This is a genomic window from Brevundimonas sp. 357 (assembly GCF_003938605.1).
In the GTDB taxonomy this organism is placed as follows: Bacteria; Pseudomonadota; Alphaproteobacteria; order Caulobacterales; family Caulobacteraceae; genus Brevundimonas.
The window spans coordinates 16,856-33,873 of record NZ_RHWX01000018.1 but is presented as its reverse complement, the minus strand read 5'-3'; the positions used below and the strand labels follow the sequence as shown (position 1 = coordinate 33,873).

General features: G+C 66.6%; 21 protein-coding genes, 1 tRNA gene and 1 pseudogene. 11 read left to right on the top strand and 12 right to left on the bottom strand.

Annotated features, from left to right (window positions below; translation table 11 throughout):
* From trbL to EGK63_RS17020, 9 genes and pseudogenes are all read left to right on the top strand, one after another.
* Positions 1-1,362 (top strand): P-type conjugative transfer protein TrbL, encoded by a 1,362-nt coding sequence (trbL, locus tag EGK63_RS14615; protein WP_029074217.1) that lies wholly within the window; start codon positions 1-3, stop codon positions 1,360-1,362.
* A complete protein-coding gene (gene trbF / locus EGK63_RS14610) occupies positions 1,359-2,048 on the top strand; it encodes a conjugal transfer protein TrbF (RefSeq protein ID WP_029074218.1) in 690 nt (229 codons plus the stop codon). Before trbL ends, trbF begins: the two co-directional genes overlap by 4 nt.
* Positions 2,045-3,046 (top strand): P-type conjugative transfer protein TrbG, encoded by a 1,002-nt coding sequence (gene trbG, locus EGK63_RS14605; RefSeq protein ID WP_029074219.1) that lies wholly within the window; start codon positions 2,045-2,047, stop codon positions 3,044-3,046. The genes trbF and trbG overlap by 4 nt, the downstream gene beginning before the upstream one ends.
* The gene (locus tag EGK63_RS14600; protein WP_029074220.1) at positions 3,043-4,179 is read left to right on the top strand and encodes a TrbI/VirB10 family protein; all 1,137 of its coding nucleotides are present in this window, start codon (positions 3,043-3,045) and stop codon (positions 4,177-4,179) included. Before trbG ends, EGK63_RS14600 begins: the two co-directional genes overlap by 4 nt.
* A gap of 2 nt (positions 4,180-4,181) precedes the next feature.
* Positions 4,182-4,403 (top strand): DUF2274 domain-containing protein, encoded by a 222-nt coding sequence (locus EGK63_RS14595; protein WP_029074221.1) that lies wholly within the window; start codon positions 4,182-4,184, stop codon positions 4,401-4,403.
* A 135-nt stretch (positions 4,404-4,538) separates the two neighbouring features.
* Positions 4,539-4,859: a hypothetical protein gene (locus EGK63_RS14590; protein ID WP_029074222.1), complete on the top strand. Its 321-nt coding sequence runs from the start codon at positions 4,539-4,541 to the stop codon at positions 4,857-4,859.
* Positions 4,856-5,209 (top strand): DUF6516 family protein, encoded by a 354-nt coding sequence (locus tag EGK63_RS14585; protein WP_029074223.1) that lies wholly within the window; start codon positions 4,856-4,858, stop codon positions 5,207-5,209. Before EGK63_RS14590 ends, EGK63_RS14585 begins: the two co-directional genes overlap by 4 nt.
* Positions 5,206-5,595: a transcriptional regulator gene (locus tag EGK63_RS14580; protein ID WP_051231117.1), complete on the top strand. Its 390-nt coding sequence runs from the start codon at positions 5,206-5,208 to the stop codon at positions 5,593-5,595. Before EGK63_RS14585 ends, EGK63_RS14580 begins: the two co-directional genes overlap by 4 nt.
* Positions 5,592-6,632 (top strand): annotated as a pseudogene (locus tag EGK63_RS17020) (recombinase family protein); the annotation flags it as partial. The gene EGK63_RS14580 and the pseudogene EGK63_RS17020, both read left to right, overlap by 4 nt.
* A gap of 576 nt (positions 6,633-7,208) precedes the next feature.
* Here EGK63_RS17020 and EGK63_RS14570 read toward each other — a convergent pair.
* The 7 genes from EGK63_RS14570 to EGK63_RS14540 all read right to left on the bottom strand — a co-directional run bounded on the left by EGK63_RS14570 (position 7,209) and on the right by EGK63_RS14540 (position 11,637).
* Positions 7,209-7,298 (bottom strand) — tRNA-Ser (locus tag EGK63_RS14570).
* 97 nt (positions 7,299-7,395) lie between these two features.
* Positions 7,396-8,337: an NAD regulator gene (locus EGK63_RS14565; RefSeq protein ID WP_125902097.1), complete on the bottom strand. Its 942-nt coding sequence runs from the start codon at positions 8,335-8,337 to the stop codon at positions 7,396-7,398.
* A gap of 7 nt (positions 8,338-8,344) precedes the next feature.
* Positions 8,345-8,938 (bottom strand): YfbR-like 5'-deoxynucleotidase, encoded by a 594-nt coding sequence (locus EGK63_RS14560; protein ID WP_125902101.1) that lies wholly within the window; start codon positions 8,936-8,938, stop codon positions 8,345-8,347.
* Positions 8,939-9,092: 154 nt separating this feature from the next.
* Positions 9,093-9,974 (bottom strand): methyltransferase type 11, encoded by an 882-nt coding sequence (locus tag EGK63_RS14555; RefSeq protein ID WP_125902096.1) that lies wholly within the window; start codon positions 9,972-9,974, stop codon positions 9,093-9,095.
* 94 nt (positions 9,975-10,068) lie between these two features.
* A complete protein-coding gene (locus EGK63_RS14550) occupies positions 10,069-10,929 on the bottom strand; it encodes a MoxR family ATPase (protein ID WP_125902095.1) in 861 nt (286 codons plus the stop codon).
* 70 nt (positions 10,930-10,999) lie between these two features.
* Positions 11,000-11,206 carry a hypothetical protein gene (locus EGK63_RS14545; protein WP_243637707.1) on the bottom strand — a complete coding sequence of 69 codons (207 nt, stop codon included), beginning with the start codon at positions 11,204-11,206 and terminating at the stop codon, positions 11,000-11,002.
* Between the two features lie 8 nt (positions 11,207-11,214).
* Positions 11,215-11,637 (bottom strand): hypothetical protein, encoded by a 423-nt coding sequence (locus tag EGK63_RS14540; RefSeq protein ID WP_125902093.1) that lies wholly within the window; start codon positions 11,635-11,637, stop codon positions 11,215-11,217.
* Between the two features lie 167 nt (positions 11,638-11,804).
* Here EGK63_RS14540 and flbT point away from each other — a divergent pair, with 167 nt between their 5' ends.
* Entirely contained in the window at positions 11,805-12,230 is a 426-nt protein-coding gene (flbT, locus tag EGK63_RS14535) for a flagellar biosynthesis repressor FlbT (RefSeq protein ID WP_125902092.1), read from the top strand.
* Positions 12,190-12,552, top strand: coding sequence for a flagellar biosynthesis regulator FlaF (gene flaF / locus EGK63_RS14530; protein WP_087141384.1), 363 nt, complete (start codon positions 12,190-12,192; stop codon positions 12,550-12,552). Before flbT ends, flaF begins: the two co-directional genes overlap by 41 nt.
* Positions 12,553-12,554: 2 nt before the next feature.
* On the opposite strand, the gene EGK63_RS14525 is transcribed toward flaF, so the two are convergent.
* From EGK63_RS14525 to EGK63_RS14505, 5 genes are all read right to left on the bottom strand, one after another.
* Positions 12,555-13,193 (bottom strand): exopolysaccharide biosynthesis protein, encoded by a 639-nt coding sequence (locus EGK63_RS14525; RefSeq protein ID WP_125902091.1) that lies wholly within the window; start codon positions 13,191-13,193, stop codon positions 12,555-12,557.
* An 81-nt stretch (positions 13,194-13,274) separates the two neighbouring features.
* Positions 13,275-13,463, bottom strand: coding sequence for a DUF3008 family protein (locus EGK63_RS14520; protein WP_125902090.1), 189 nt, complete (start codon positions 13,461-13,463; stop codon positions 13,275-13,277).
* Between the two features lie 42 nt (positions 13,464-13,505).
* Positions 13,506-14,924, bottom strand: a complete 1,419-nt coding sequence (locus EGK63_RS14515; protein WP_125902089.1) for a hypothetical protein — start codon at positions 14,922-14,924, stop codon at positions 13,506-13,508.
* A 1-nt stretch (position 14,925) separates the two neighbouring features.
* Complete coding sequence (locus EGK63_RS14510) at positions 14,926-16,089, bottom strand: isovaleryl-CoA dehydrogenase (protein WP_125902088.1); 1,164 nt, start codon at positions 16,087-16,089, stop codon at positions 14,926-14,928.
* A 44-nt stretch (positions 16,090-16,133) separates the two neighbouring features.
* Complete coding sequence (locus tag EGK63_RS14505) at positions 16,134-17,006, bottom strand: lysozyme (RefSeq protein WP_165906625.1); 873 nt, start codon at positions 17,004-17,006, stop codon at positions 16,134-16,136.
* Positions 17,007-17,018 lie beyond the last annotated feature (12 nt).

Sequence of the window (17,018 nt, the reverse complement as noted above, 5' to 3'; positions counted from 1 at the left end):
ATGGGCAACACGGGCGTCATCGACAATTTCCTCGGAGTCTTCACCTCCTACATCGACAGTGGTTTTGGGCTGCTCGGCGGCGAGGTCGCCTTCATCGCCACAACGCTGATCGTCATCGACGTGACGCTCGCCGCGCTCTTTTGGGCATGGGGCGCGGATGACGACATTATCGCGCGGCTGGTCAAAAAGACGCTGTTCATCGGCGTCTTCGCCTACATCATCGGCAATTGGAACAACCTCGCCCGCATCGTCTTCGAGAGTTTCGCCGGCCTCGGCCTCATGGCCTCGGGCACCGGCTTTTCCGTCACCGATCTGATGCGGCCGGGCCGCGTGGCGCAGACCGGCCTCGACGCCGGCCGTCCGCTTCTCGATTCCATTTCCGACCTGATGGGCTGGATCAGCTTCTTCGAGAACTTCATCCAGATCGCGTGCCTGCTGTTTGCATGGGCGCTGGTGGTGCTGGCCTTCTTCATCCTCGCCATCCAGCTTTTCGTGACGCTGATCGAGTTCAAGCTGACCACGCTCGCCGGCTTCGTCCTGATCCCCTTCGGCCTGTTCGGCAAGACCGCCTTCATGGCCGAGAAGGTCTTGGGCAATGTGGTGTCGTCCGGCATCAAGGTCTTGGTGCTCGCCGTCATCATCGGCATCGGCAGCACCTTATTTTCGCAATTCACGGCCGGTTTCGGCGGGGCAACCCCGACCATCGACGACGCCATGGCGATTGTGCTGGCAGCCCTGTCGCTGCTCGGCCTCGGCATCTTCGGCCCCGGCATCGCCAACGGCATCGTCTCTGGCGGCCCGCAGCTCGGCGCGGGCGCGGCCGTGGGAACCGGCCTTGCGGTCGCAGGTGCAGGTGTCGCCGCTGGCGGCGGGGCTATGCTTGCGGCCAAGGGCGGTGCTGCCGCCCTCTCCGGTGGGGCCGCGGCCGTCCGCGGCGGTGCGACCGCCGCGGGCGCGGCAACCGCAGCCTATAGCGTCGGCGCGCTCGGCCAGTCCGGCGCGGTCGGTGTTGCTTCCGGCCTTGGTGGTGTTGCCCGCGCCGCAGGCTCGGCCGCCGTCTCTCCCTTGAAGCGCGCCGTCTCGAAAGCCACCGAGAGCGTCAAGTCCAGCTTTTCCGGTGGCGCACGCGCCGCCTTCGGTGTGACCGGCGGCTCATCCACCGCAGGCACGGTCGGCGGCGCGAGCGCCGATCCCACCGCAGCAGCATCCGGCCCGGCCGGCAGCCCGCCCGCATGGGCGCAACGGATGCGGCGCTCGCAGGCCATGAACCACGGCACGACCATGGCCGCCCATGCGGTGCGCTCCGGCGACAGCCACGGCTCCGGTTCCTCCATCAACCTTTCCGAAAGTGACCGCTCATGAGCATCTTCAAACGACCAGCAACCCACTACGGCAAATCGCCGGAACCCGAGACGCCCTATCAGAAGGCCGCGCAGGCATGGGACGAGCGTATCGGCTCGGCCCGCGTGCAGGCGAGGAACTGGCGTTATATGGCCTTCGGTTCCCTGATCCTGTCGGCCGGCTTCGCCTCGGCGCTGGTCTGGCAATCCGCGCGCGGGACCGTGGTGCCGTGGGTGGTGCAGGTGGACAATCTTGGACAGGCGCAGACCGTCGCGCCGGCCGCCGCCGATTATCGCCCGACCGACCCGCAGATCGCTTTCCATCTCGGCCGATTCATCGAGCAGGTCCGCGCGATCCCGGCCGACGCGATCATTGTCCGCCAGAACTGGCTTCGCGCCTACGAATGGACCACGGATCGCGGGGCGGCGGCGCTCAACGACTACGCCCGCGCCAATGATCCTTTCGCCAAGGTCGGCCGTCAACAGGTCGCCGTCGAGGTGTCTAGCGTCATCCGGGCGTCCCCCAACAGCTTCCGCGTCGCGTGGACCGAACGCCATTTCGAGAACGGCCAGCTTTCCAGCACGGAACGATGGACCGCGATCCTGACCATCGCCATCCAGCCGCCGCGCGATGCCGAACGGCTGCGCGCCAATCCGCTCGGCATCTACGTCAACGCAATTTCGTGGTCGCGGGAGATGAGCCAATGAGGACGATCACCCGCACCCCCACAATCGCGGCCGTGCTGCTTTCTGCCACCATGCTCGCAGGCTGCGCCACCAACCGGACGCCGCAATTCAGCTATGACGCCAGCGTACCCCCGCTGCCAACCGTGCAGGCGGCGGCAACCGATAACACGCCCCGGCCTTTGCGTGTGCCCCCTGCATGGACCGTCGCGCGTGGAGGAACCGCCGCAGGGACGCCGGCCGGCCGCGTCGAGAACGCCAATGCAGCCGCCCGCGTCGAGCCGCGCCGGGAAGGCTACTACAATGCAATCCAGATTTATCCGTGGTCGGAAGGCGCGCTCTATCAGGTCTATGCCGCAGTCGGGCAGATCACGACCATTGCGCTGGAGCCGGGCGAGAGCCTGACAGGCGCGGGGCCGATTGCGGCCGGCGACACCGCCCGCTGGATCATAGGCGACACCGAGAGCGGCAGCGGTGCGAACCGCCGCGTCCATATCCTCGTGAAACCGACGCGACCTGACATTTCCACCAACCTTGTCGTCACCACCGACCGGCGCACCTACATGATCGAGTTGCGCGCGCGGGAATCACTCTACATGCCGGCCGTCGCATGGGCCTATCCCGCACCGCCTGCCGGCCAGCGTCACACCGTTCCAGCCGCACCGATCATCCCGGCCGAGGCTGCGCGGAACTACCGCTATGCATTGCACGTGCAGGGCGACAACCCGCCATGGCGGCCGGCTTCCGTGTTCGACGATGGCCGGCGCGTCTATGTCGTCTTCCCGGCCGGGATCGTGCAGGGCGAAATGCCGCCGATTTTCGTGCTCGGCACGAATGGCGAACCGCAGATCGTCAACAGCCGAGTCCACCAGAACGTCCTGATCGTGGACCGCCTGTTCGGCGCGGCCGAGCTGCGCCTTGGCAACGGCAACCGCCAGCAGGTCGTCAGGATCGTTCGCATCAACCCGACGCAGGCCGCTGCCGCACAGCCCGCCAGCGCGACCGGAGGCTCCCCGTCATGACCGACAACACCATCAGCGACACCATCGCGCCCATGCGCCTGCGCGCCGAACCGCCGCGCGTCACCCGCCTGTCTCGCAAGATGCTGGCAGGCGTCGGCGCGGTCGCCTTGCTCGGCATCGGCGGCGCACTGATCTACGCGCTCCAGATCCGCGATGCAGGGCCGGGAGGCGAAGAACTCTATTCGACCGAGAACCGCCCAACGGCGGACGGCCTGTCCGGCTTGCCGCGCGACTATACGGGGCCGGTGCTCGGCCCGGCGCTGCCCGGCGACCTCGGCCGTCCGATCCTCGACGCGCAGAACAGGGGACAGCCGGTCGCGCCGCCCGTCATGACGACGCCCGCCGTCGATCCCGAAGAAGAACGCCGCCGCGCCGAGGAAGAAGCCGCGCGCTTGAGCAACGTGTTTTTCCAGTCCGGCCCACGCACGGGAGCGCCGGCAGGAACGTCCATGCCCGGCCTTGCAGGACTCGGCCTCGGCGGACAGCCCGCGACGCAAGACCGGCACGCGGCTTTCCTCAACGGACCCGTGGACCGGCAGACCATCGCGCCGGATCGCGTCGCGCCGCCGGCATCGCCCTACATCCTTCAGGCCGGGGCCGTGATCCCCGCCGCGCTCATCACCGGCATCCGCTCGGACCTGCCGGGCCAGATCACGGCGCAAGTGACCGAGAACGTCTATGACAGCCCGACCGGCAGCCTGCTCCTGATCCCGCAAGGGACGCGCATCATCGGTCAATACGATGACGGCGTGACCTTCGGCCAGCGCAGGGTGCTCTTGGTGTGGAATCGCCTGATCCTGCCCGGTGGCCGTTCCATCGTCCTTGAGCGCCTGCCGGGCGCGGACGCCAGCGGCTATGCCGGGCTGGAAGACGGGGTTGATTACCATTGGTGGGATCTGATGAAGGCCGCAGGGCTGTCCACGCTGCTCGCAGTCGGCACGGAGCTGGCGACCAGCGACGAGGACCGGCTTGTTCGAGCTATCCGCGACGGGGCGCAGGATACCGTCAATCAGGCGGGCCAGCAGATCGTGCAGCGCCAGTTGCAGGTTGCGCCGACTCTCACCATCCGGCCCGGCTTCCCGGTCAGGATCATCGTCACCCGCGACCTTGTATTTGAGCCGGCAGGAGGTTGACCATGACCAAGCTGAAACTCGGCCCGCTTCCCGACGACAAGCCCGTGAAGGTGACGGTGGAGCTACCCGCGCCGCTTCACCGCGATCTGACCGCCTATGCCGAGGTGCTGGCCCGCGAGAGCGGCCAGCCCGTCGCCGATCCCGTCAGGCTCATCGTGCCCATGCTGGAGCGGTTCATCGCCACGGATCGCGGCTTCGCCAAGGCACGGCGAGCCGCCAACTGAGTCCCATCCCGGCAGGGGTGCCGCCAGCGCATAGACGCAAATGCGGCACGCTACAGCCCGCCGACTGCCCTCCATGGTTCGCCCAATTCCGGGGCCTACAGCGCCCCGGAATCCACCAGAACCAAGGAGGATTCCATGTGTGCAGAGCGCCGTCGCGCCCGCAAAGGGCGACCGCGACAGCCGGTCCCCGAGACACTTCCCGACGATCTTTTCGACTATGCCGACGAACCTACGCCGGACGGCCGGGAGCGCCGCAGGTCGCCGCTTCGCATCGTCGATGTGGTGTCGTTGCCTGTCTTCGACGACTGGCCCGAGAAGGTGCCGATCACCGAGGAAGAACTGCAAATCTTCGAGCGGTATTTCGGTGACGTGCTCGACCGACTGTTCGGCCCAATCGACGATCCTGGCAATCAGGACTTGCAACGGTTATCCTCCGATGATAACACTAAGCCATGAGCGAGGATCGTGACCCGAGCCTCGACACGCTTCTGGACCTCGACGGACAGGTGCTCGTTGTCGATCCCGAGGGCGGCCATTGGGTGAAGTTCGTCGTCACCCGCGTTCCGGCCTCGCCGGAAAAGCCGCACGGCCTCGATTATTCGCTCACGCTTCACGGGCCTTCGGGCGAACGGTTGGTCGGATTCGATAACGCCCATCCGGTCGGCCGAGGAAGGCGGGGCGAGCCGATGGACCACCGGCATCGCCTCCAGACCGTGAAGCCCTACGCCTACGAGGATGCGGCCACGCTGCTGGCCGACTTCTGGCAGGCGGCGGACGCGGTGTTGAAGGAACGAGGCGTAACATGACCACATTGAAAGTCGGGATTGCCGACTACGACGAGATGAAGGCGCGCACCATGCGGATCGCCAAAGGCGAGGAAAAGCCCGCACCCGACGATCCGAAGGTGTGGTTCACATCCATGGAATCCTTCGCGCAGCTCCTTTCGAGCGGGAACCGCGAGTTGCTGCGCGTCATCGACGAGCAGTCACCCGGTTCGCTGGAGGAACTGTCGCGGATCACGGGACGGGCGAAGCCTAACCTGTCCCGAACCCTCAAGAAGATGGCGAGCTACGGCCTGATCCGTATGGACCCCGGCGAGGGCCAGAAGCTCGTCCCTAAGGTGCTGCATGACCGCGTGGAGCTGGAATTGCCGCTGATAGAACGTCGCACGGCGGAAGGAGTCCGGTCATGAATATGCAAAGTCCCCATGTTGCGCTGCGCGCCGCGCTCTACCTGCGCGTTTCCACCACGCGGCAGGCCGAGCATGACGTGTCGATCCCCGACCAGCGCAAGCAGGGCGAGGCTTATTGTGTCTCGCGCGGCTACCAGCTTGTCGAAACCTTCGTGGAAGCCGGCGCTTCGGCCACCAATGACCGCCGCCCCGAGTTCCAACGGATGATCGAGGCCGGCACGTCCAAGCCCGCGCCCTTCGATGTCGTCGTGGTCCATTCGTTCAGCCGGTTCTTCCGCGATCACTTCGAGCTGGAGTTCAACGTCAGGAAGCTCGCCAAGAACGGCGTCAAGCTGGTGTCCATCACGCAGGAGATGGGCGACGACCCCATGCACGTCATGATGCGGCAGATCATGGCGCTGTTCGACGAATACCAGTCGAAGGAGAACGGCAAGCACGTCATGCGCGCCTTGAAGGAGAACGCCCGGCAAGGCTTCTGGAACGGCTCCCTGCCGCCCATCGGCTACCGTGTCGTCGATGCCGAGCAGCGCGGCGCGAAGATGAAGAAGAAGCTGGAGATCGACCCGCTCCATGCCGACACCGTGCGGCTGATTTTCCGCCTTGCATCGGAAGGCGACGGCACGTCCGGCCCCATGGGCGTCAAGAACATCGTCAATCACCTGAACAAGCACCGCATGTTTACCCGCAACGGCGGGCGTTGGGGCATCGGCCAGCTTCACCGTGTCCTGACCCGGCGCACCTATATCGGCGAGCATCGCTTCAATCGCCGCTCCAATAAGGGCGTGGTGAAGCCGGAGGAGGAAATCGTCACCGTCGCCGTGCCGCCGCTGATCGACCTTGAGATATTCGAGGCCGTGCAGAATCGCTTGAAGGTCAACAATCCGAAGGTGACGCCGCCGCGCGTCGTCAGCGGCCCGAACCTGCTGACCGGCATCTGCCATTGCGGCAATTGCGGAGGCGCAATGACGCTGCGCACCGGCAAGAACGGCCGGTATCGCTACTATGCTTGCTCGATTCGGGCACGGCAGGGCGACACAGGCTGCAAGGGCCGCGCGATCCCGATGGATAAGCTCGACCGCATGGTGGTGACGCATATCGAGGAAAGGCTTCTCGACCCCGAGCGGATCGAAGACGTTCTCGCCTCGCTTCTGGATCGCCGGCAGGAAGGCGTCGAGCGGCGCAGCCAGCATATTGCCGAGTTGAACCATCGCGCGGCCGAGGCCGACAACCGCCTCAAGCGCCTCTACGATGCCATTGAAGCCGGTTCGCTCGACCCGGCCGAGTCTTCCCTTGGCGAGCGCATCGCGGGCCTCACGGCGCTTCGGGATCAGGCGCGGGCCGATGCCACGCGGATCGAAGCCATGCTCGCAAGCTCTACCCACCAGCGCCTCACCGGGGCAGCCGTGCGGGAACTGGCGAGCGAAGCACGCACCCGACTGCGGCTTGGAAAGGGCGGCTATCGGCGGGAACACGTCCGGGCCTTCGCCCAACACGTCGAGGTCGCAGACGACGCGATCTACATCAAAGGAAGCAAAAACGTCCTGTTGAGGACGCTGGTAGCCGCCAAGGGAGGGAAATCGGCGGGAATCGGCGTTCCCGGTTTTGTTCCGAAGTGGCGGAGAGGGGGGGATTCGAACCCCCGGTACGCTTCCACGTACGCCGCATTTCGAGTGCGGTACATTCAACCACTCTGCCACCTCTCCGCGGGTCGGTAGTCCCTAATGGGGCTGAGCGAGCGGCTTCTGTAATGAAAGCCGTCCCGGGCTGCAAGCGGTATGTCGAAGAAAATCGACTGGCGCTTCAACGCTGTCCGGGCAGGGTCAGACCCGAGGGCGCACCGCCTGCCGGTTCGGGGCCGATGTAGCGGAAAAGTTCGGCCGGACGGCCGCCGGTGTCGCTGGCGAGAACGCCCGTGGGCTGGACCAGGCCGGTGCGCTCGACGCCGCGTCGGAAGTTCTGCTTGTGCAGCGATAGGCCCGCCACCGCCTCGGCAGCGTTCTGCAGGGCGGACAGGGTGAAGGTCAGGGGCGTCAGATCGAACAGGACCGGGCGGTACTTGAGCTTCGAGCGCAACCGGCCCAGCCCGGTGGCGACGATACGGCGGTGGTCGGAGGTCATGGACAGGTCGCCCAGGGGAGCGGGGATCGGCCGGTCGTGATCGCGGGCGGATTCTGCGACAAGGCCCGCTTCGTAGAGCAGTTCGTAGCGTTCCAGCACGCGCTCCTCGTTCCAGCGCGCGTCGGGCGAGAGGGCGAATAGGGAATCGGCGCGGCCGCGTCGGACGGCGTCGTCTCCGGCCCATTCGGCCAGGTCCGAGCACAGGCTGGCCAGGATGGGGGGGCGTCCCTGACGCCAGTCCTCCCAAGGGAAGATGTCGAAGACGGGCGTCCAGGCGGCGTCCAGGCCCGGGGCCTCGGGCGCTTCGGCGGTCAGGGCGAGATAGCCGACCGAGACCTCGCGCGCGCGCTCTGGACCCGGCGTGGCGCGGGGCGAGGCGCGACCGGCGTCGCCGAAGGTGTAGAGCTGCTCGACGAAGCCGAGGGGGAAGCCGGTCTGTTCGGTGACGAAGGCGCGCAGAGCCAACTCGAACGTGCGATCTCGAGCCGGATCGAAAGGACCGAAAGGCAGGGCGGACGCTCCGTCCGCCGCATGGGTGGTCAGCACCACGGCCTGACGGTCGCGCAGGGCGATGACCACGGCCGACAGGCCGATTCGCACGCCCTGTTCGCCCCCCTGCGTCATGCGCGTCCTATTCCGTGTGCCAGGCGTCGGCGCCGGGCAGGATGCCGACAGCTTCGGCCAAAACGCGATAGCGGTCCAGATAGCGCTGCTGGGCGATGGCCGCAGGCTGGGGCTCGATGATCAGATCATAGCCGGGCGGCGGGGCGCCGAAGATCTGCAGCGACTCGCGGCGGGTGAAGCCGGCCAACTGGGTCGCCTCATAGAAGGCGCAGGCCTTGTCGGCCTTCTTGATCAGGGACTTGATCGTCTGCGGCGTCTTGGGCGGCAGTTGGAAGCGGACGTGGATGGCGGCTTCCAGCCGGGCCTCGAAATCCTTGTAGCCGGCGCCCAGGGCCGATTTGAACGGCGAGATCATGTCGCCGATGACGTATTCCGAGGCGTCGTGCAGCAGGGCGGCCAGGCGCCATTTCGGCTCCAGCCCCGGCCGGATGTGGGCGGCGATCTCTTCGACCACCAGCGAGTGCTGGGCGACCGAGAAGGCGTGCTCGCCGATCGTCTGGCCGTTCCAGCGGGCGACGCGGGCCAGACCGTGGGCGATGTCCTCGATCTCGATATCGAACGGCGAGGGGTCCAGCAGGTCCAGGCGGCGGCCGGACAACATGCGTTGCCAGGCGCGAGGCGGCTTGGGTTTGCGGACTCGGGGCGCGGGGCCGGCGTCTTCGATTTCTTCGGCCAAGGTCTTGATGCTGCGCATGCTCAGGCTGGTGACTCAGACCGAACGCGCGATCAAGGGCGGCCGTTGCGATAGATGGGGGTTAATCGCCGACGTTGAGCGTCACCAACGCCTTGGCCGCGTCGAACAGGCGGTCCGGGTCGCGGTCCTTGCTGCGGACGGTGGCGACGACGATGGGGCCGCCGACCGGGCCGCGCGCCTCATACCCCACGGTGCGCCAGCCGCTGGCCGAGGGTTCGTTCGCCGTCATCAGGAAGGTCGAACGGACGGACTCGCCGGCGGCGCTGGTGCGAATGCGGGCGGCGCCGTCGGTCGCTTCGATTTTCACGGCGTCGTCTCCGGACGAGACGTCGACGCGGCTCGACTTGTCGTCGGCGCGGATGGTCAGGCCGCCGATGCGGATATTGGCGCGGTCGCCGTCGGCGTCGATGCGCATGCCCGGCAGGCGGACCGTGGCCTTGTCGCCCTGGGCGTCGACGCGCACGCCGGGCGCGCTGATTTGGGCGGAGTCGCCGGAAGCGGCTTCGGCCGCAGCGCGAGAGGCGTCGGCCTCGGCGCGAGCCGCGTCCGCCTCGGCCCTGGCGACGTCGGCCTCAGCCCTGGCGGCGTCGGCTTCGGCGCGGGCGTTCTCGGCTTCGACCTGGGCCATGGCCTCGGGCAATTCGGCGGCGAGACGGGTCTCGAAGGGTTTCAGGGCGTTCTGCGCCGAACGGCCGTCCAGTTGGACCAGGCGCAGGACGACTTCCGAGCCGCGCGGGCCGCTATAGACGCAGGAGCCGTCGGCGCGGGCCGAACCCTTGCGCGTCAGCACGCCCTGGGTCTGGGGGCATTGCAGGGCGTCGACCACTTTCAGCACGCCGGACGAATCCGAGGTCGAGGAGGTGGTGATGCGCACCGTGCCGGAGTTGTCGCAGGCGGCGGCCATCAGCGCCAAAGCGATAACAGGCCAGGTGATCTGTTGCATGGTCGGCTCCACTCCAGGTCCCGATTGTGCGCCATAAGCGCGGCGGGACCAGTGAAATCGCGGTAATCGAAAGACGACGGGAAAGCGGCTGAAATCAGCCGCCGGGACGGGCGCCGTCGCGGCGGGCCATGAAGGCCAGGCGTTCGAACAGATGCACGTCCTGCTCATTCTTCAGCAGGGCGCCGTGCAGCGGCGGGATCAGCTTGCCCGGCGTCTTTTCGCGCAGGGTCTCCGGCGCCACGTCGTCGACCAGCAACAGCTTCAGCCAGTCCAGCAGTTCGGACGTCGAGGGTTTCTTCTTCAGGCCCGGCGTGTCGCGGATCTCGTAGAAGGTCTTCAGCGCCTCGGAGACCAGGCGCGGCTTGATGCCGGGGAAGTGGACCTCGACGATGTCCTGCATCGTCTCGGCGTCGGGGAAGCGGATGTAGTGGAAGAAGCAGCGGCGCAGGAAGGCGTCCGGCAACTCCTTCTCATTGTTCGAGGTGATGACGACGACCGGGCGGATCTCGGCCCGGATCGTCTCGTCCGTTTCCTGGACGTAGAACTCCATGCGGTCGAGTTCCTGCAGCAGGTCGTTGGGGAACTCGATGTCGGCCTTGTCGATCTCGTCGATCAGGAGGACAGGGCGGGCGGGTGCGGTGAAGGCCTCCCACAGCTTGCCCTTCTTCAGATAATTGCGGACGTCGTGGACCCGTTCGTCGCCCAGCTGGCTGTCGCGCAGGCGGCTGACGGCGTCGTATTCATACAGGCCGTTGTGGGCCTTGGTGGTTGATTTGACGTGCCAGGTGATCAGCGGCGCGTTCAGCGCGCGGGCCAGTTCATAGGCCAGAACCGTCTTGCCGGTGCCCGGCTCGCCCTTGATCAGCAGCGGCCGCTCCAGCGCCACGGCGGCATTGACGGCGACCTTCAGGTCGTCTGTGGCGATGTAGTTGGACGTGCCTTCGAACCGGCTCATGCGAAACCTGCTCCATTCCGGGGGAAAGGAGCAGGTAGCTTAAAGAGATGCGCGTGAACAGGCGGCAGGATCAGGTGATGCGCTTGGCCGATACCGGGTCGCTGGCGGGAAAGGTCTCCTCGACGCCTTCGTCGATCAGGGCTTCCTGGCGGTTCTCGGCGTCCTTTTCCTTGTCCTTCAACTGGTCGGGCTTGCCGTGTTCGTGGGGAGCGCGCTTGACCGGGGGGGTGTTCGGGTCGGCGTCTTCCTGGGCCTTGGTCGGATGATGTTCGGTCATGGAATCCCTCATTGCTCAGGGCCGTAGCCCAGATCCTCGATGTCGTCGTCAGAGAGGCGCTTGGCTTCCCAGTGGGCGGCGCTGGCCTGAGCGCCGCGCTGGTTGCGCATCAAGCCGGCGTAAACCAGCTCGATCTCGTTCGCGCCCGAGGCCGTGCCGCCGTCGCCGTCCGTCTCGTTCAGCCGCACGCCGTTGACGCCCAGCAGGGCGTCGGCCTCAGCCTCTATCCCGTCCAGCGCCAGGTCGGCGTCCAGATCGGCGTCGTCCTCGTCAAAAGGTTCGGCGTCGGCGTCCCCGTCCAACTGGGTGACGTCCAGCACGTCGTCGGCTTCGTCGAACGACAGATCGCCGTCGCCTTCATCGTCCAGATGGGTCTCGTCATAGACCTCGGCCTGGTCCTGCCCGTCGGCTTCGAATTCCGGTCCTGCCATCGTCGTCTCCCTTCCGAAAGGTCAACGGCTCTGCTGGGCGGGGCGTTCCCGTCTGTGCGAACGTGACGCTGGGAAGCCCCTGAAGTGAAGGGATGGTTAACCACGTCGCTTTACAGTTCTTCAGCGGCCGGCCGTCACGGTGAGGGCGGCGCCACGGAGACCTTCCCTTGCCTCTGAAACTGTCGCTGAAGCCCGGCGAGAAATTCGTGCTGAACGGGGCCGTCGTGCAGAACGGCGACCGTCGCGGCGTGCTGGTCCTGCAGAACAAGGCCAGCGTCCTGCGCGAGAAAGACATCATGCAGCCCGAGGACGTGACCACGCCTGCGCGCCGCATCTATTTCCCCGTCATGATGATGTATCTGGATGAGTCGGAAGCGCCCAAATTCTATGATGAATTCGCGCTGCGCCTGACGGAGTTCATGGGGGCGGTCCGCAATCCGGACATCCTGACCGAATGCGTCGCCTGCTCCAAGCACGTGCTGGCGCGCCAGTATTACAAGGCCCTGATGGGCGCTCGCACAATCGTTGATTACGAAGACCAAAGGCTCGGCAATGTCGCTTCAGGCGTACAAGACGGCGGCGACGCGGGCTGAATCACCGCGTGAAATGGAATACCGGCTGTTCGGCCAGGTGACGCGCGCCCTTATGCACGCCTCGACCCTGGACAAGTCGGATGTCGCCGGGCGGATGGACGCCCTGGACTGGAACCGCCGCCTGTGGTCGACGCTGGCGACGGCCTGCTCGGACCCCGACAACGCCATGCCCCAGGCGATGCGGGCGCAGTTCATTTCCCTGAGCCTGTTCGTCAACCGCAACACCTCCGAGGTCATGCGGGGCGAGGACGACTTCTCGACGCTGATCGACATCAACCGCATGATCATGCAGGGCCTCAGCGGCCAGACCGACGCGGGCTGAACCTAGAAGAGGTTGGTCGCCCATTCGGCGATGCCGGCGACGACGGCGACCACCGTCGTCCACACCAGGGCCAGATAGATCCCGCAGACGGCCGTGCCGAAGAAGCCGGCCAGGATGAAGGCGCCGTCGCGCTGGATGATTCCCAGGCCGAACAGGGCCAGGGTCAGACCGGGCAGGGCGTCGCCGAACGGCACCGGCAGGGCCATCATGAGCGCCAGCAGAATGCAGATCAGGCCGATGACCACATCGGCGACCTCGCCCGTCAACGCGGGCCAACGCGGGCGAGTCAACCGTTCGACCCGGCGCAGGCGCGGCAGAATCTTGTCGGCGGCGGATCGATAGGAGTTGCGGTTGACCGACAGATTCAACAGCCATCGAGGCAGCCAGACCTTCTCGCGTTGCAGCGCCAACTCGGCGGCGATCAGGATGATGGGCACGGAAAACACGGCCTTGCCTCCAGGCGGCCAGGGCACCAGCGCCATCAGCGCCAGCATCAGGATGACGGCGCCGAAACCGCGCTCGCCAAAGGCTTCGACCATTTCGCGAAGAGACAATTTGTCGGATTGGCCCTGACCCAGGCGCTCCAGCACGTCGGAGAAGGTCCGCCCTTCATCGGGCGGCGGCGTGGAAACAGGCGTCATCAGGCGAGACTCAGGGAGCGAAGGTCCGTCAAGTTAGGGGTGCTGCGAACCGTGCGCCATCCCTGAGGCGTGGTGGAACGTCTATTGTTTTGCAACGTGCTCGGGTTTGCCCTTGCGCCGGGTGTGGGCGAACTCTTCCAGCTGTTTTTCGGTCATCGATTCCATCATGGATTTCGACGCGCCTTTGAGCTTGGATTTTGGCGTATCGCCGCGCTTGGCCGACAGGGCGGCTCCGGCGGCTTTCTGCTGGGCGGCGGATTTGGCGGGCATGACGACGATCTCCTTCGAATGAAGGGCAACCTTCCGCTCGCTTTAAGGTTCCTGGGGCAGGGTCAGGCTGATCCGGGTCTGGCCGGCTTGCTGATGGATTTCGCCCGGCGCGGTGATGTGCAGCGACAAGTCCTGGTTTTCGAGAAGGATCGTTTCGCCGGCGCGAAACTCGCGCAGTTCGGCCAATGAAACAGGTAGCGTGACGGTGTGGATGGTCATGCCTTCCGCGACCACGCCTGTGGGGACATCAATCAGGGCCGGGACTCCTTCGCTCTTCAGCGCGAAACCCGGAGCCTCCATGACCACCGTGCCGCGGGGCAGGGCGATGCCGCCGTCGGCCAGCGGGGTCATCGCTCCCGCTGAAAAAGACAACTGGACGTCCTTGCCGCGAACGCCGGGCGCCTTCAGTTCGAGGACCAGCCAGTGGGGAGCCTGGTCCAGGAAGGCTTCGCGGCTCGTGACGCCTTTGGGCGCCTGGTTCAGTCGTTCGGCGGCCTGAGCCTTGAGCGCGGGAAGGTCGAAGCGCGCGGCGGCGGCCGAGACATCCTCATGCGAACCTTCGCCGATGGTCTGGCGCAGAAGAACGTCCAGCGGGACGCCTCGGCTGATATGCGTTCGCCACTGGTCCGCGTCGAGGTCAGCAAGCAGCCATGTCAGGGCGGCGCCGACGGGATAGGCGCGCCAGCGGAACAGCTCGGAAACCAGGCTCATGTCGTTATCGCCCGGAACGCCGAGATTCCTGGCGATGGCGCGGGGCAGGGCCTCGTCGGGGCGATCGGCGATCAGGTTGCCGGCCTGCAGGCCGATGAACTCGGCCGTGCCTTCTGACCACTCTCTTTGTTGCTGCACCGCCAGGATTTCGGAGGGAAGCTCGGCGCTTCGTGCTGACCTGAGCGCCAGATAGGTTCGCGCCAGACGTCGCCGGGCGGTCGCGTCAGGCTCTAGCAAGGCGGCTTGCAGTACGAGGCGCTCCAGATCCAGGGCGGCGATGAATCCGGCCAGGTCGGAAATCGCATTCAGATCGACGAATTCCTGATGCCCGTCGCCCGACATCCAGCGGAAGGCCGTGTTCTGGTAGTCGTGGAACTGTTCGTGGAACAGGGTCGACAGGTCGTCGTCGGGGCCGTCGGGGCGCAGCAGGACAGTGTCCGGGCGGCCGGACGGATAATCCAGGACGAAGTGGAATTCAGCGCCCTCTAGCCGGCCAGGCCTGAAGCGGGGCGTGTCGGGCAGGCGATCGCCGCCGAAGACGGCGCCGACGTTCGGCGCATAGAGGATGAAGGGTTGGGTTTGCGGCCAGTATCCGGGCCACAGGCGGCTGAGCGCGTCTGCGTGGCGTTCGACGCGCTCAGCCTGCGCCGTCAAGGCGGCCTGATCGAGAAGAGGGGCGGGGGCCTGAGCCCAGGCGGCGGAGGCGAAAAGCGCGCCCAGGCCGCCCAGCAAAGGCCCCCGTCCGATCACATCAGCTTCCCAGCAGTTCGCGGCCGATCAGGAAGCGGCGGATTTCGTTGGTGCCGGCGCCGATGTCGTAGAGCTTGGCGTCGCGGACCAGACGCTCGACCGGCCATTCCTTGGTGTAGCCGGCGCCGCCTAGGGCCTGGACGGCCTCCAGCGAGACCTTCACCGCGTTCTCGGAGGCCAGCAGGATGGCGCCCGCCGCGTCGTAGCGGGTGGTCTTGCCCTGGTCGCAGGCGCGGGCCACGGCATAGACATAGGCGCGGGCGCTGTTCAGGGCGACGTACATGTCGGCCACCTTGGCCTGCATCAGCTGGAAGCTGCCGATGGCCTTGCCGAACTGCTTGCGGTCGCGGACGTAGGGCAGAACCACGTCCAGGGCGGCCTGCATGATGCCCAGCGGACCGGCCGACAGGACGGCGCGCTCGTAGTCCAGGCCGCTCATCAGCACGGCCGCGCCGCGGCCTTCGCCGCCCATGATGTTCTCTTCGGGGACTTCGCAATCCTCGAACACCAGCTCGGCCGTGTCCGAGCCGCGCATGCCCATCTTGTCCAGCTTCTTGGAGACGCTGAAGCCCTTCATGCCCTTTTCGATCAGGAAGGCGGTGACGCCGCCGTTGCCTTCGCCCGTGCGGGCATAGACGACCAGGGTGTCGGCCGAGGGGGCGTTGGTGATCCAGAACTTCGTGCCGTTCAGGACGTAGCGGTCGCCCTTCTTCTCGGCGCGGGTGCGCATGGACATGACGTCCGAACCCGAGCCGGCCTCGGACATGGCCAGGGAGCCGACGTGCTCGCCCGAGATCAGCTTGGGCAGGTATTTCGTCTTCTGCTCGGGCGTGCCCCAGCGGCGGATCTGGTTGACGCACAGGTTGGAGTGAGCGCCGTAGCTCAGGCCGATCGAGGCCGAGGCGCGGGAGACTTCCTCCATCGCCACGACGTGTTCGAGGTAGCCGAGGCCGAGGCCGCCGAACTCTTCCTCGACGGTGATGCCGTGCAGGCCCAGCTCGCCCATCTCGGGCCACAGGTCGCGGGCGAACGCGTTTTTCTCGTCGATTTCGGCGGCGCGGGGGGCCAGCCGTTCGGCGGCCCAGCGGGCGGTGGTGTCGCGGATGGCGTCAGCGGTCTCGCCGAGGCCGAATTCCATGGATTGGGGCGCGAAGGGAATGCTCATGCCGCAAGGCGTAGCATCGCGCGCGAGCTTCGCAAAGACTGCTGTCAGTGCGACTGTTTCTGCTCTGCGGGCATGTTCTTGCCGCGCAGGAAACTCCAGGCCGCCACGCCGATGAAGACTAGGCCGGCCGTAGCGAGACCTGCGCCTATCAGCACTGTGGCGTCGTCCGAGGCAGGGGCGCTCAGCGCGCGCCCGAAGGCGGCGATTCCCGCCAGGAAGGCCAGGGCGCCGATCCCGCCAATGAAGAGGACCGCGCCTCGGTCGCCCAGGGCTGAATCGCCCGCTGTCGGCGCGGCGCGTTTCTCATGACGCATGACGGGCACGCTTGGCGGGGGGGCGTCGACGGGCGGCTCTGCGGCGCCTGGGCCGCGCACGGGCGCGGTCAGCAGGGCGTCCAGCGGGGCTGGCAGGTCCGGCGCGGTGTCGAACAGGGCGCGCTCGGCCGAGCGGCGGCGATACAGGGCGTCGACCGGCGGCGAGGCGCGCTCGGGCCAGGCGGACAGGGCGACGGCGGCCTCGGTCGGCGCGTTGGCGTCCAGCTTGGCCTGGACGTCCGAGCCCTGGAATCGCTCAAGACCGATGGAGAAGATGAAGCTGGCCAGGGCGTCGAACTGATGCTGGTTCAGCGGCAGGCGCACGCGCTCGTTCAGCAGGGCGACGATCGGCATCAGGTCGTATTGCAGCAGCAGTTCGGCCTCGGCCTCGCTGACCACGGCTCCGGGGCGGGCCGAGCGGGCGTGGCCGTAGCCGATGACGGGCGTGCCGTCGCGGCGCAGCACGGTGCGCGGGCGGAAGCCCTCGAAGCTCTTGATCAGCAGAAGGCCTTCTCGAGAGACCTTGCGGCGTTGCGGCGCGGCTGCGGACACGGATTGACCCAATTCGAAACGGGCGTTCTCGCCCTGGCTGGGGCGGAGCAAGCCTCGTTCCGA